At 40.2% G+C, this 14,453-nt stretch carries 12 protein-coding genes, 2 tRNA genes and 2 pseudogenes; 3 read left to right on the forward strand and 13 right to left on the reverse strand.

Annotated elements, in window-relative coordinates; all coding sequences use genetic code 11:
- Positions 1-18 precede the first annotated feature (18 nt).
- From nuoG to ACFINS_RS04980, 8 genes and pseudogenes are all read right to left on the reverse strand, one after another.
- Entirely contained in the window at positions 19-2,088 is a 2,070-nt protein-coding gene (gene nuoG / locus ACFINS_RS04945; RefSeq protein ID WP_375613455.1) for an NADH-quinone oxidoreductase subunit NuoG, read from the reverse strand.
- A 68-nt stretch (positions 2,089-2,156) separates the two neighbouring features.
- Positions 2,157-3,461 carry an NADH-quinone oxidoreductase subunit NuoF gene (gene nuoF, locus ACFINS_RS04950; RefSeq protein WP_375613456.1) on the reverse strand — a complete coding sequence of 435 codons (1,305 nt, stop codon included), beginning with the start codon at positions 3,459-3,461 and terminating at the stop codon, positions 2,157-2,159.
- A gap of 130 nt (positions 3,462-3,591) precedes the next feature.
- Positions 3,592-4,282 (reverse strand): annotated as a pseudogene (nuoE, locus tag ACFINS_RS04955) (NADH-quinone oxidoreductase subunit NuoE).
- Positions 4,282-5,472, reverse strand: coding sequence for an NADH-quinone oxidoreductase subunit D (locus ACFINS_RS04960; protein WP_375611877.1), 1,191 nt, complete (start codon positions 5,470-5,472; stop codon positions 4,282-4,284). The pseudogene nuoE and the gene ACFINS_RS04960 overlap by 1 nt, the downstream one beginning before the upstream one ends.
- Before the next feature lie 120 nt (positions 5,473-5,592).
- Positions 5,593-6,204 (reverse strand): NADH-quinone oxidoreductase subunit C, encoded by a 612-nt coding sequence (locus ACFINS_RS04965; RefSeq protein ID WP_375611876.1) that lies wholly within the window; start codon positions 6,202-6,204, stop codon positions 5,593-5,595.
- 14 nt (positions 6,205-6,218) lie between these two features.
- Positions 6,219-6,800, reverse strand: a complete 582-nt coding sequence (locus ACFINS_RS04970; RefSeq protein ID WP_375606831.1) for a NuoB/complex I 20 kDa subunit family protein — start codon at positions 6,798-6,800, stop codon at positions 6,219-6,221.
- Positions 6,791-7,156, reverse strand: coding sequence for an NADH-quinone oxidoreductase subunit A (locus tag ACFINS_RS04975; protein WP_005773599.1), 366 nt, complete (start codon positions 7,154-7,156; stop codon positions 6,791-6,793). Before ACFINS_RS04975 ends, ACFINS_RS04970 begins: the two co-directional genes overlap by 10 nt.
- Positions 7,157-7,453: 297 nt before the next feature.
- A tRNA-Asp gene (locus ACFINS_RS04980) sits at positions 7,454-7,530 on the reverse strand.
- A gap of 172 nt (positions 7,531-7,702) precedes the next feature.
- Here ACFINS_RS04980 and ACFINS_RS04985 point away from each other — a divergent pair.
- Positions 7,703-7,778 (forward strand) — tRNA-Val (locus ACFINS_RS04985).
- 34 nt (positions 7,779-7,812) lie between these two features.
- Here ACFINS_RS04985 and ACFINS_RS04990 read toward each other — a convergent pair.
- Together ACFINS_RS04990 and ACFINS_RS04995 are read right to left on the reverse strand one after the other, a co-directional pair.
- Positions 7,813-8,246 (reverse strand): annotated as a pseudogene (locus ACFINS_RS04990) (XRE family transcriptional regulator).
- A gap of 49 nt (positions 8,247-8,295) precedes the next feature.
- Positions 8,296-8,910, reverse strand: a complete 615-nt coding sequence (locus ACFINS_RS04995) for a hypothetical protein (RefSeq protein ID WP_375611875.1) — start codon at positions 8,908-8,910, stop codon at positions 8,296-8,298.
- A 631-nt stretch (positions 8,911-9,541) separates the two neighbouring features.
- On the opposite strand from ACFINS_RS04995, the gene ACFINS_RS05000 reads away from it, so the two are divergent.
- A complete protein-coding gene (locus ACFINS_RS05000) occupies positions 9,542-10,708 on the forward strand; it encodes a tyrosine-type recombinase/integrase (RefSeq protein ID WP_375650212.1) in 1,167 nt (388 codons plus the stop codon).
- Positions 10,709-10,915: 207 nt separating this feature from the next.
- A complete protein-coding gene (locus tag ACFINS_RS05005) occupies positions 10,916-11,116 on the forward strand; it encodes an AlpA family transcriptional regulator (RefSeq protein ID WP_015856172.1) in 201 nt (66 codons plus the stop codon).
- 52 nt (positions 11,117-11,168) lie between these two features.
- Here the strand turns inward: ACFINS_RS05005 and ACFINS_RS05010 are convergent, their stop codons facing one another.
- The 3 genes from ACFINS_RS05010 to ACFINS_RS05020 form a co-directional block, all read right to left on the reverse strand.
- The gene (locus ACFINS_RS05010) at positions 11,169-11,528 is read right to left on the reverse strand and encodes a hypothetical protein (RefSeq protein WP_375608402.1); all 360 of its coding nucleotides are present in this window, start codon (positions 11,526-11,528) and stop codon (positions 11,169-11,171) included.
- Between the two features lie 176 nt (positions 11,529-11,704).
- Positions 11,705-12,106 (reverse strand): hypothetical protein, encoded by a 402-nt coding sequence (locus ACFINS_RS05015; protein WP_375705938.1) that lies wholly within the window; start codon positions 12,104-12,106, stop codon positions 11,705-11,707.
- Positions 12,103-14,453 (reverse strand): hemagglutinin repeat-containing protein (locus tag ACFINS_RS05020; RefSeq protein ID WP_375705939.1); only part of this gene is annotated, 2,351 nt, incomplete at its 5' end. The genes ACFINS_RS05020 and ACFINS_RS05015, both read right to left, overlap by 4 nt.

Below are 14,453 nucleotides of genomic sequence, written 5' to 3' on the forward strand. Positions count from 1 at the left end.
TATTCCTTTTCCTTTGCCTTACTTTACTGTTTGTGTAGCACGGTTTTTTGCAAGAGATGAACATTCAGCCATAACAGCAGAAGCACGTGCTATCGGATTTGTTAAATAAAAATCTTTAACCATAGAAGTAAATGCTTGACTCTCGAGAGAAACCATTTTTGAACCAAGCGCCTTAAGACCACTTATATCAGAAGGCACTATATCATCAACAGCACAAAGGTGTGGATAATCATTAAACAAGCATTGCCTTAATTGAGAAAGAGAATCAAAAGGGAGCTTTTGTCCTAAAATATCCGATAAAGCACGCAAAATAGCCCAATCTTCTTTTGCTTCACCTGGAGCAAAACCAGCCCGATTTGTCATTTGAACACGTCCTTCTGTATTCACATAAAGCCCTGATTTTTCAGTGTAAGCAGATGCAGGCAAAATAACGTCAGCAGCATGTGCACCATTATCACCATGGCTCCCAATATAAACTGTAAAAGCTTTTGTATTGGCTAATTCTACTTCATCAGCACCAAGCAAAAATAGAACTTCACAGGTTTTAAGTATATTTGCAACCCCAAGCTTAGAAGTAAAGCCTATGTCCAACCCTCCAACAATCGAAGCTGCATTATGAAGAACCCCAAACCCATTCCATGTCTCACTAAGAGCACCTATATTATCAGCTAATTTAGCAAGACTTTTTAAAACAGATAAACCTTCACTTCCTGAAACCGCTCCCTCTCCGATAAGAATAAGGGGCCTCTTCGCTTCTTTTAAGACATTAAAAAAAACATCCTCTCCACGAATAAGTGTCGTTAATGTATCACTCCCAGATCCAAGGTAAGAATAAGGATAACGTAAATCGACTTTCTCTCCAATTAATGCAATAGGAAAATTGCCCATCCGTTGGCGCTTTAAAATACGCGCATTTAAAACAGCTGCTTCATGACGTGGATTAGATCCCACAATAAGCAGTGCATCAGCCTGTTCAATACCTACAATTGTAGGATTAAAAATATAACTCGAGCGCCCAAACTCTGGCGATAAAGCCCCCCCTCTTTGACGACAATCAAAAAGCGTTGAGCCCAAAGAACTCAATAATGCTTTAAGGGCATACATTTCTTCAACAGAAGCAAGATCCCCCGCAATGGCTCCAATTTTTTCTGGAAAAATTTTAGAGATTACCATTTTAATTTTTGCAAAAGCTTCTGTCCAACTGACAGGTTGAAGCTTTCCATCTTTGCGTACATATGGCTTATCAAGCCGCTGAGTCCGTAATCCATCCCAAATAAAACGCGTTTTATCAGAGATCCATTCCTCATTTACATCTTCATTCGTACGCGGCATAATCCGCATAACTTCACGGCCGCGGCTATCAATACGGATAGCACTACCAAGCGCATCCATCACATCAATCGATTCCGTTTTTACCAATTCCCACGGACGGGCATGAAACGCATAAGGTTTTGAAGTTAGAGCTCCCACTGGACAAAGATCAATAACATTTCCCTGTAATTCAGATGTCATAGCTTTTTCAAGATACGTCGTAATTTCAGCATCTTCACCACGACCGATCAAACCAAGCTCAGAAATACCTGCAACTTCCGTTGTAAAACGAACACACCGTGTACAATGAATACACCGTGTCATAACAGTTTTGACAAGAGGTCCAATATATTTATCTTCTACAGCACGTTTATTTTCTGTATAACGAGAACAATCTCGTCCATAAAGCATTGCTTGATCTTGAAGATCACACTCTCCCCCTTGATCACACACTGGACAATCCAAAGGATGATTAATGAGAAGAAATTCCATAACACCTTCACGTGCTTTTTTTACCATCGGTGTATTGGTAAAAATCTCAGGTGCCTCACCGTTAGGCCCTAATCGTAAATCACGAACCCCCATAGCACAAGAAGCCTGAGGTTTTGGTGGACCACCCTTAACCTCAACTAAACACATACGACAATTTCCAGCAATTGACAAAGATTCATGAAAACAAAAACGTGGAATTTCTGCCCCAGCCGCCTCAGCAGCCTGAAGCAACGTGTAGTAATCAGGAACTTCAATCTCTTTGCCATCAACTTTGATATTTATCATCACCCATCCAACCTGCGGATAACCCACTTAAAATTTGCATTCGGTCGTTCTTAAAACAAAATCCTTTATTAAACCGCTTCTAAAGCAATATTTTTGCTTTGGACTACATTTCGCGTGTATTCATCAATTCTACGCTCGATTTCTGGACGAAAATTACGTATCAACCCCTGTACAGGCCATGCGGCAGCATCACCAAGCGCACAAATAGTGTGTCCTTCAACCTGTTTAGACACTTCAAACAAAAGATCAATCTCGCGTTTTTGCGCTCTTCCCTCAACCATACGCCCTAAAAGACGCATCATCCATCCCGTCCCCTCACGACACGGTGTACACTGACCACAACTCTCGTGCTTGAAAAAAGCAGCTATACGCCAAATTGCCTTGATAATATCGGTTGATTTATCCATAACAATCATTCCCCCTGTGCCAAAAGAAGACCCGACATCTCGCATCCCATCAAAATCCATGATCGCATCGATCATATCCTCACCACGAACGACTGGACAAGAAGCCCCCCCTGGAATAACTGCTAAAAGATTATTCCATCCACCACGAACACCACCCGTATGTTTTTCAATTAATTCACGGAATGAAACACCAAGAGCGTCTTCAAATGTACAAGGTGCATTAACATGCCCTGAAACCATAAATAATTTCGTTCCAACATTATTTGCTCGTCCGATTGATGAAAACCACGAAGCACCCCGCCGCAAAATCGTTGGAACAACGGCAATAGACTCTACATTATTTACTGTTGTTGGACAGCCATAAATCCCCATATTGGCAGGAAATGGTGGTTTAAGCCGAGGTTGTCCCTTTTTTCCCTCAAGACTTTCAAGAAGAGCTGTTTCTTCACCACAAATATAAGCACCCGCTCCATGATGAATAACAATATCACAAGCATGCCCATATTTCGTTTTTTTGCCAAGTAAACCCGCATCATAGCATTCATCAACCGCAGCTTGAAGCGCTTCACGTTCACGAATATATTCACCACGAATATAAATAAAAGCAACATTGGCTCCCATAGCAAAAGTAGCGATTGCACATCCTTCAATCAAAGTATGGGGATCATGCCGTAAAATATCACGGTCTTTACAAGTTCCAGGTTCAGATTCATCGGCATTGACAACCAAATAATGAGGACGTCCATCATTCTGCTTTGGCATAAAGGACCACTTCATTCCAGTAGGAAAACCAGCACCACCACGACCGCGTAAACCCGATGCCTTCACTTCATCAATGATCCAATCACGACCTTTGTCAATCATTTCTTTCAGACCATTCCAATGCCCACGCAACATCGCAGCCTTTAATGATTTGTCTTTTAAACCATAAATATTGGTGAAGATACGATCTTTATCAGCTAGCATACCCCACCTTTTTTTTCTATTACCCGTAGCATTTTTAGCTTTTCCTCAAATGCAATTTTTAAATATCTTTTCAAGATTTCTTACTTTTCGTTAAATGTTGCCATCATGGGTAGAATAATAAAATATTTTCTCAAGAAAAATACTTAATTATGTTCCCCATTCTTTCCTTATCCTTTTTTGGTGAAGACTTGAGAGATCTTTTTTTCTTTCTCATCATCAAGAAGAGATGTTAAACCACTAATTGGCTCCGACGATTTACGACTATTTTGCGGACCAACAGCTATCTCAGGACCCTTTCCTGCCTCAAATGCATCGATAATCTCTTCAAGGCGTTCAGCTGTAAGATCTTCGTAAGTATCTTTAAAAATCATAACCATGGGAGCATTAACACAAGCACCAAGACACTCCACCTCTTCCCATGACAATGTTCCATCCTGATTGGTCGTAAAAGGTTCATGATGAATTTTTTTCTGACAAACTTTAATCAATTCATCAGAACCACGTAACATACAAGGCGTTGTCCCACAAACTTGAATATGCGCTTTTGTTCCAACAGGCTTAAGCTGAAACTGAGTATAAAAAGTAGCAACTTCTAAGACACGGATATATGCCATAGAAAGAATTTGAGCGATATGTTCAATTGCAGCACGTGTCACCCAACCATCTTGCTCTTGTGCACGCATTAATAATGGAATGACAGCTGATTGCTCACGCCCGACAGGATACTTTTCTATAGTATTTTTTACCCATATTTGATTTTCTTTTGTAAAAGAAAACTCTGCGGGCTGATAGATATCATCTGCAAGACGGCGTACGGACATTAGCGATCAACCTCCCCAAAAACAATATCAATCGAACCCAAAATAGCTGTAGCATCCGCCAACATATGGCCTCGGGTTAAAAAATCCATAGCTTGGAGATGAGCAAACCCAGGAGCACGCAACTTGACACGATAAGGCTTATTGGTTCCATCAGAAACAAGATAAACACCAAACTCACCCTTCGGAGCTTCCACAGCAACATATACTTCTCCAGGAGGTGTATGAAAACCTTCCGTATAGAGTTTAAAGTGATGAATCAGTGCTTCCATCGAGCTTTTCATTTCACTCCGCGTCGGTGGTACAATTTTGCGATCCAAGCTCGAAACCGGTCCATTTTTTTCAGTACTCAGTAAACGCTCCACACATTGGCGCATAATTTTCGCTGATTGACGCATTTCTTCCATACGAATAAGATAGCGATCATAACAATCGCTATTTTTACCTATAGGAATATCGAATTCCATTTCATCGTAACATTCATAAGGCTGACTTTTACGCAAATCCCATGGAACACCAGCGCCACGAATCATAACCCCAGAAAAACCGCGTGCCCAAGCTTCATCAATACTTACAACGCCAATATCCACATTACGCTGCTTAAAAATCCGATTTGGGGTCACAAGCGCATCAAGTTTTCCGAGAGAAATAAGAAATGGATCAATAAAATCACCAATATCCTCAACTAAAGATTCTGGTAAATCTTGATGCACGCCACCAGGACGAAAATAATTTGCATGAAGACGAGCACCACAGGCACGCTCATAAAAAATCATCAATCTTTCACGTTGCTCAAATCCCCAAAGCGGTGGTGTTAAAGCACCAACATCCATTGCCTGTGTCGTTACATTAAGCAAATGATTAAGAATACGCCCAATTTCAGAAAACAAAACACGTATTAATTGCCCTCTTTTAGGAACTTTTATATCTAATAACTTTTCAATAGCAAGAACAAAAGCATGTTCCTGATTCATAGGAGCGACATAATCCAAACGATCTAGATAAGGACCAGCTTGAAGATAAGTCTTTGTTTCCATTAATTTTTCAGTACCGCGATGCAACAACCCAATATGTGGATCTACACGCTCAACAACTTCACCGTCCAGCTCCAGAACCATGCGCAAAACCCCATGCGCGGCAGGATGCTGCGGACCAAAATTGATATTAAAGTTTCGAACATTGACCTCAGCCACAATCAACCCCTTGCTTTTTAAAAAACTTCATATCAAATATCAAAAAATCTATCACGCTAAAAAATATTTAATTATTTAAGAAATACAGTACTCTAATATAATGCCTTATCAAAACCAATATTATTTTTTTTCATCTGCTTTCCCATCACATGGCAAAGTATACTGTCCTCCTTCCCAAGGAGAAAGAAAATCAAAATTACGCATCTCTTGGCGCAAAACAACAGGCTCATAAATCACCCTCTTTGCTTCATTATCATAACGGCATTCAACAAATCCTGTCACAGGAAAGTCTTTGCGTAAAGGATATCCTTCAAACCCATAATCTGTTAAAATCCGTCTCAAATCTGGGTGTCCTGAAAATAAAACCCCATACATATCATACGTTTCACGTTCATACCACTCTGCGCCAGGATAAACCGTACAAGCTGAAGCAACAGGAGTATTTTCATCCGTACGAACTTTTACACGTAAGCGTAAATTCTCACGAGGAGATAACAATTGGTAAGAAACATCAAAGCGCTTATCGCGAAAAGGATAATCCACACCACTAATGTCTGTAAGATTAATAAATTGACAGCGAGGATCATCACGAACAAACATTAAGACATCGATAATTGCATCAAGACGTGCCACAATGGTCAATTCACCAAAAGCAAGAACAGTCTCTTCAAGCTTATTTTTTAATTTGTTTTCCAAATAAGCAGCAAGCTCAACCAATGTTTCATCCACCATGACAAGAAAACTCTCTATCGCTCTATGGATCCGGTACGACGGATTTTTTTCTGTAGCAACAATATGCCGTATAATAATGCCTCTGCTGTAGGTGGACACCCTGGGACATATATATCGACAGGCACGATACGATCACATCCCCGCACTACTGAATAGGAATAATGATAATATCCCCCACCGTTTGCACATGATCCCATAGAAATGACATAACGTGGCTCTGGCATCTGATCGTACACTTTTCTTAAAGCAGGAGCCATCTTATTTGTTAGAGTACCTGCCACCACCATCACATCTGACTGGCGGGGTGAAGCTCGTGGTGCATATCCAAAACGCTCATTATCATAATGAGGCATTGAGCATTGCATCATTTCGATAGCACAACAAGCCAAACCAAAACTCATCCACATTAAAGAACCGGTACGTGCCCAAGTAATCAAAGCATCTGCCGAGGTAACTAAAAACCCCTTATCTGATAATTCAGCATTGATATCACGAAAAAATTTATCGTCAGATCCTATCAGCCCACCAGTATTTGGATCAATGATTCCTTTTGGTTTTGGAGCCTCAATCGTTGAATTATTAGATCTTAATTCCATTCAAGGGCTCCTTTTTTCCATTCATATATAAATCCAATAGTCAAAATCGCTAAAAACACAATCATCGACCAAAAGCCAAACATACCTATTGATTCGAATGAAACAGCCCAAGGAAAAAGAAATGCAACTTCAAGATCAAAAATAATAAATAAAATTGACACCAAATAGAAACGAATATCAAACTTCATGCGTGCATCACTAAATGAATTAAACCCACATTCATAAGCCGATAATTTTTCAGGATCAGGGGAACGATATGCTACAATGTAAGGTGTAATCAACAAAACTCCAGCAATAACCGCTGACACAATAATGAAAATCAAGACTGGCAAATAAGAGCTCAATAAATAAGCCATAACCCTCTTCCATCGTAACGAAATGCCTGAGTTTAACACAATGATTCAATATTGCGAGACCAAACAGACAAATTTAACAATCGCTCTATTAACTCTATTCATACTGCTTCAAAGGCATACAGAGCGATACTTTTCTTATCGGCATAGGTAACGCAGAGCAAAGAAAGACGCAAGCCCTATTCTTATAAACCATATAAAAAGAAAGAAAAAACATATTTATTCCCAATCAAACACTCCACCACATCACTCATAGCATATGGATATTTTAAAAAGGAAATTTCATAAGGAATCACAAAATGGCGCGAGTGACGGGGCTCGAACCCGCGACCTCCGGCGTGACAGGCCAGCACTCTAACCAACTGAGCTACACCCGCGCATTTTTTCGAACCAATTTAATTTGGTACAAGCGGTCGTGTAAGGGGTTCATGCGTTTATGTCAAGAAGGATTATGCATTTTTAAAAAAAATTATCAAATACCATCTTTATTCTTGCGTTTAGAAAAATTTTTCCTTAAAGAGTCTCCATTCAATTGCTGATCATTGCATTGGGCGATTAGCTCAGCTGGTAGAGCGCCTCGTTTACACCGAGGATGTCGGGAGTTCGAGTCTCTCATCGCCCACCATATAGCTTTATATTCCTATTAAGTTTTTGATTCTTCATATATTTTTAAAAGATAAGGGATGCCTAAATAAAGTTAGGGGAATATGGTTTTTACTCTTTCCTTTACAAAGCGCATTCTTTTTGCCAGCTTTCTCTAACAATTTTTTAATAGTTCTAAATCTTCTTGTGAAATAATGTTTATCAGTCTAGCAAACATACCAACAGCTTCACATCTAAATGTATCAGAAGGCTTTATAGTGAAACTTTTACAATAAGAATCCGATTCTCTTTTCAAAATTTCTGCTACCTCTTGATCTAAACCATAAAGCTCTATGATCTTTTCCTCCAGTCCTACAGGAACAGATTTTTTGCTAATCTCGACAGAAGATAAAAATCCTACAGATATATCTAATTTCTTAGCCATATCTAAGAAGTGTTCGGAGTGATCAATGCGAAGTTTCCGTAAAATTTTACCAAAGGGTGTAAGTATTTAAATAAAACGCGTAAGGGTATAAGCTTTACGGCATAAACTGAGAAAATTATCCACCAATAATATGTTTCACGCAATCAGCAATGTGATTTACCTTCTTTGCATTAGCAGCAACTCCATTAAATTTTTTTATAATCCAATCAGCTCCTGTTCCAAGGTGTGTAATCCATGTTTTTTGAACAATAGGCTCAACAGCCCTCACAGTTTCTTCAGTAAATGTAGTTAATTCCAGAAATCTTTCACAAACAATTCGAGGCGCTTCAAAATCATTTGCTTCATTACGTACGGTAAACAAATTATCCAAATTATCGTCGTTAATAAGATAAGGGGAATGCGTCGAATAAATTACTTTATTGCCTTTTATGCTCGATAACGTTTGTAAGGAGCTTAATATTTTTCTCTGTGGATGAATACGTAAATTATTTGCTGGCTCATCCAATAAAAAAACTATTCCATTTTTGCTTCTATGCCTGCGAACTTCTGTAAGAACTTTAAAACAAAAAAACCAACGAAACCCTTTACTTCTCTCATGTAAATAAAAAAAGAGGTTATTTGCTTTAATTTGTAAACAATAATCTACAAAACCACTGACAGTATCGTGATCACTATTAGATTTTTCTATTATACAATAATCAAAAAGGCTCTTCCCTTCAGTAATATCCACCCAACCTTCCTTCACTACTGACTTCAAATAACCATTGATCAATCCTATACGCTGCTTAACAGCATCGTTGTCATCACAATCGACAATATCTTCCTGAAAACTAATACCAAGATTTTTTTCTTATTTTGTACTCGATTGGATGAGCCATAAACATACCGACATACTTGGCTCGCATCTCCAAGACAAGTATGGGCACTTATGGGATTCATGATCACTCTCCACCATTCTTTCCACCAGTTACTGCCAGCAGGTATTGTCTCATAAGTATAGCCATTACCGCCAATAATTCTGCTTACAAAGTCATATCTATTCCCATCAAAGCCAATAATAATTTGTTTGCCGTCACTCACATACCCTAACAGACCGGATGCAACTAAAACATTAAAGGCTGGTCCATAGAGATTGATAGTCGTGTTTTCGTTGGCTATACCGTGAACACCTTCTTGTATGACAGATACAAGATATTGATTTATAATGATAATCTAGCTCTGTTCATATTGAATTAGACCCTCGAATAACGTAGGATTCTCTCATTTCAAATCTGTTTATCTTGAATCAATCAAAACCACTTGCTTGCACGTCACAAGCGGGGTTGATGTGTGGGTAAAAATTGTACAAGAAAGGAGTAAAAATGGTTCTTATGAATCGTCTTAATGCAAGGGCTGTAGCAACATTGGGAGCTGGTAAATATAATGATGGTGCCGGCTTGCTTCTTCACAAACGTAAAGATGGTGGTGCTCAATGGCTTTATCGTTATACCATTCATGGTCGGCGCCGCGAAATGGGCTTGGGAGCGTTGCGAGATGTTTCTTTAAAACAAGCCCGTGAATTGGCAACTAGGTGGCGGGCTGTTTTACGTGAGGGGCGTGACCCTATTAAAGAACGCAACAAACAAAAGCGTGAGGCAATGCGCAATCTCCATTATTTAAAAGATATTGCTCTAGATGCTTTTGAAAGCCGTAAAGCTGAATTAAAAAATGATGGTGAGTCTTGTAATTGGTTTTTACATTTACGCCTCCATATTCTCCCTAAATTAGGCTGTCTGCCCGTTTCAGAGATTACGCAAACAGAGATACGCGATACCCTTGCCCCTATTTGGCATACAAAAGCTGGAACTGCTCGAACAGCACTAATGCGTCTTAATCTTTGTCTCAAACATGCGGCTGCATTAGGGTTAGATGTTGATTTACAAGCAGTAGAAAAAGCACGCGCTCTCTTAGGCAAACAACGTCATAAAAAACAAAGCTTACCAGCCATGGATTGGAGAGATGTGCCGGCTTTTTACCAATTTCTCTGCAAAACAACAACTATAAAACATTTAGCTTTGCGTCTGCTTATCCTGACAGGCGTTCGTACCAACCCTTTGCGTCATATTCGTGAAGATCAGATTGAAGATGATATCTGGACAATCCCTGCTGAAAATATGAAAGGCAAGCGTGATGTCACAACAGAGTTTCGCGTCCCCCTATCATCTGAAGCAATAAAAGTAATTGAACAAGCCCGCTGTATCTCTAAAAGTGATTTCATCTTTTCACTTACCGGTCGTGGTCCTCTTTCACATACGATGATGGCGGCGTATATGAGAAAAAATAAAATTGAAGCTTGCCCCCATGGTTTTCGCTCTAGTTTACGCGATTGGCTAGCAGAAACAACCGATGCCCCCTATGAGGTCGCTGAAACTATTCTAAGTCATACAGTCGGAGGACAAGTAGAGCGCTCCTATCGTCGTACTGACTATCTAGAACAGCGCCGTGTCTATATGGATAAATGGGCGGCTTATGTCACGGGTCAAACCTAAAATATGGGGTGAATAACCCCATTATCTGTGGATAACTTTAGCTCTCTTGTCTCTCATTCTTTCTCAATAAGATTCATCACGTATCACATCAGAAATTGTATAATAAAATATTGTTTTCTATGAATAAAACATCTTTCTAAATGAACCAAAATGTGGTTAATAAATAGTTATGATTTGTTACCATTTTTATAGTGAAAGGATTTTAATATGACAGAAAATGATATTCTTTTAACTGACCGTGAAAGTGCAAAATTGCTTCATATGAGTGTTTCAACATTCCGCCGTCATGTAACCAATGGCTCTCTCCCAAAACCTTTAAAATTTGGCTTTTTATCCCGTTGGTTACAATCGGATCTTTTGAATGTCATCGAGCAAGCAAAACAGCAACGTTATAACGACGCGGCATAAAAAAAACCTTATCACGTAAGGACGGACAAGGCTTTCTCTGCTGAAGCAAGACTTAAGGTTTGCATTCAAGTTGTTCTGAATGCTTTTTACAATAAGGGCTATTTAAGCGTCTCTCAACACTTCGCTGAGGCATGACAGCACCAGGACGACATATGGGAAGGTTGTCTGATTTATGATTTTCACACCAATCTTGTATTGTAAAGCTAGGGCGAAAACCTGATTGCGCCATACACATTTCAATACTGGCAAATTGATTCAAATCTAGCGCCACAACCTTATTAAGGTCCGGTACTCCACATTCTAAAAGTATTTTATTTCTCCATAATGCTGGAGAAAGTGAGGGAATTGAGTTAACACATCCAGTGATACTTAACAGAGCTATACAACTCAATAGTTTTAAGATTTTCTTCATTATTCCCCTCTTTCAATGGATTTATTTACAATAAACAGCTCATAAGCTTGTTGATATTTTCTGTCACCGCTGTTTAAACAACGGTGAACAATATTGAAATGGTTGCTTGAGGAAACAATCCCGCACAGGCATGTAAAAACGTGAGTGTGGGGATTGTCGGTCATCACAAACAAAACTTAAGGTTTGCATTCAGGTTGTACTGGACTTCTTTTACAAAAAGGGCTGTTTAAGCGCTTTTCAACACTTCGTTTCGGAATGACCGCGCCTGGTCGACAAATCGGAAGGTTTTCCCTCCAATGATTCACACACCAAGATGGACCGCCATATCTGTCACGGAATCCTGCTTGAATCATACAAGCATAAATTGTTGCATTATCATTATTGCTGAGCTTTTGATTTTCAGCCTCAAGATAATTAAGATGTGGCATGCCACATTCTAATAAGGCTTTTCCTACCTCGGTAAAGTCTGCTCCTAGCTTGATCCACCCATATACTTCCCCTGGAGGAGATTTGTCCATATCACATCCAGTAATACTTAATAGAATGAGCAGGCTCAATAAGTTAAATCGTATTTTCATTTTTTGTTCCCTGTTCTCGTGGAATAAAATTTTATAAAATCAAATGAACCGTAATCATTTTTACACTTAGCACTTGCATCAGCATAACAATTATGGGTACTAGGATTATAGCCGATGATCGCTCCCCCCATCTCTCTGAGGGGTAGAATTAACGGATGTAATGAATCATATGGTTTGGAACGTACCCCATAAGCCGTAGGCCAATTGTAACCAATCACTGTACTAATGGGGTCTAACATATGACCTTGTATGTAGATATAATTTTTTTCGCCATCGCTTAGATAATCTACTGTATTGGCCATCGATTGCATGTGAGCAGCCGCTCCAACAAGATAGAAGTCTGTTTTCTTGGCTACACTGTGGATACCATGTTCTTGCAAGTCATTTGCTCCATTGCGTATTGTTAAGGTACCCCGGCTATGCCCACTAACAATAGCATTGTCATTGCCATAACGATAGATAAAATCTTGGAACTTCTTGGTCGAATTACTCAATCCCCAAGTGCTACCCTCCCAAAACTTTTGATAATATGCTACCCCTAATTCTACCAGCACATCATCAGCTTGGGGAAAGTATGTAAAATAAAGGGGACCATTTTTATTAACAGCCAATTGGACAGCATTACCGGCTGCTTCATCTGGTGAATTAAAAATGCCATTGTAGAACATATAAACAGCACCATTAGGGCCTTTTTGTAAATGCTTTTCTTCCTCTGGCTTTAAAAAGTGATACAGAGTGATATATTTTCCATCACTGCCTTTTATATACTCTCCATTTTCATCGGTTAAATAGAGGACATTGCCATTTTCATCATGCGCAACCTCACCCACTGGATGGTCAACATAAAATGCCATTTTACGAACCCCATCCCATATATCAAACCATTCATCTACCCATTTATTTCTCATACCTAAACGATTACGCAATATATCCTCAAGCGGTGCGACATCTAGCTGTCCTACTGCTTGGTGTGCTGCTGCGGTGTTGCGGTTGAGAGAGCCAATGATTTGTCCAGCATCTTGCCCCATCGCCCTCTGTCCAGTTGTATCAGTAAGGATGATAGTCCCATCACTGATAGCAGATTTGGTTTCCCCTTCTGCTGCATCCTTGGCTTTGCCGTGATTTAAAACATTCTTGGCAATGTTCTTTATCGTGTCATTCCCAGAAAGGCTAAACCCATGGCTGCTGGCTTTAGCATGGGCACTGTTGCTGATATCACTGGTGCTAATGCTTCCTGTGGTCAGGCTGTTTTTGTCCGCCGAGGCTGTGCTTTCAATAATACCTCCGGTTAGGGTCGTTTTGTCTTTAACTATGATATTAAAGCCGCCATCACCCGCTTTGATGCCTGATTGCTCCACAACACTATGATAATCGCTGGAGGATTTATCCTTTTGGAAAGAGGCGCTCATGGAGCCCCCACCACCCGTTTGTCCAGCACCAAACCCAACAGAAACAGAGTTTTGCTTGCTGGAAGTTTGTCCCGTATCACTGCGGCTGGTAATGGCAAAATCACCCCCTACTTCCATTTCTACACGCTCTCCAGAAACCACGGCGCCTGCCAATGTGGTGTTTGCCCCACTCGTGGTATGAACGGTGCCGGTGCCTATAATATGGCTGTTTTTGTGTTGAACTTCCTCACTGGAACCTTCCCCTTGACTAAAAGCAGCACTACCCGTTGCCCCTGCGCCACCCGTGCCATAACCGGTGCCAACACTCATTGAAGAACTTTCACTGCTGTTTTGTGTGCTTTGCGTGTTTTGTGCACTTTCAAAGATGATATCTTTACCTGCTTCCATGGTGATCTTTCCGCTCTGTGCATCATTTTCCAGCACATAGATTGGATTGGTACCAGCGATAACATCAGCGCCAACACCATGAATGCTGCCTTCGTGGGCATGCATGTTAACAGCGCGTCCGCCTTCTATGCTATCTGTCACCGCTGTGGAGACTTGAGAAGAAGCTTCTGTTTTCTCAGTTTTAAAGCCCACGGTTACACTGCCAGATGCACCAGCCATATTGGCAAGAGCATCCTTGGTGGAGCCCCCCAATCCTCCTAATGAGCTACTCAGTCCTTTGGTTACGTTCCCCTTTTCCCCCGTATTGCCAGTCAGCCAATTAACAAAGGTTTTGCCTTTACTATAAAGATGACTGATTTTCATGCCAGTCAGTATGCCATTAATAACTGTATTGTTACCATCCTTATTATTCATGTGATCTGCGGCATCTTTTAGTCCTTGTACCGTGCCAAGGACACCGATATCAACGGAAGTTGTCACACCAGCAAAAGACTTTTCATGTGTCTCTTTGCCGTTAGAGGTATCATAGCTTTCTGATAGGGTGATATTAT

Source organism: Bartonella sp. AA2SXKL (assembly GCF_042197205.1).
Classification (GTDB): Bacteria; Pseudomonadota; Alphaproteobacteria; order Rhizobiales; family Rhizobiaceae; genus Bartonella.

Excerpts from the sequence above, each read along its gene's own strand:
- ACFINS_RS05010 (WP_375608402.1), bottom strand. The coding sequence starts at position 11,528 with ATGAAGAAAATCTTAAAACTATTGAGTTGTATAGCTCTGTTAAGTATC.
- ACFINS_RS05015 (WP_375705938.1), bottom strand. The coding sequence starts at position 12,106 with ATGAAAATACGATTTAACTTATTGAGCCTGCTCATTCTATTAAGTATT.
- ACFINS_RS04970 (WP_375606831.1), bottom strand. The coding sequence starts at position 6,800 with ATGGAATTAAGATCTAATAATTCAACGATTGAGGCTCCAAAACCAAAA.
- nuoG (WP_375613455.1), bottom strand. The coding sequence starts at position 2,088 with ATGATAAATATCAAAGTTGATGGCAAAGAGATTGAAGTTCCTGATTAC.
- ACFINS_RS04975 (WP_005773599.1), bottom strand. The coding sequence starts at position 7,156 with ATGGCTTATTTATTGAGCTCTTATTTGCCAGTCTTGATTTTCATTATT.
- ACFINS_RS05000 (WP_375650212.1), top strand. The coding sequence starts at position 9,542 with ATGGTTCTTATGAATCGTCTTAATGCAAGGGCTGTAGCAACATTGGGA.
- ACFINS_RS04965 (WP_375611876.1), bottom strand. The coding sequence starts at position 6,204 with ATGGTGGATGAAACATTGGTTGAGCTTGCTGCTTATTTGGAAAACAAA.
- nuoF (WP_375613456.1), bottom strand. The coding sequence starts at position 3,461 with ATGCTAGCTGATAAAGATCGTATCTTCACCAATATTTATGGTTTAAAA.
- ACFINS_RS05005 (WP_015856172.1), top strand. The coding sequence starts at position 10,916 with ATGACAGAAAATGATATTCTTTTAACTGACCGTGAAAGTGCAAAATTG.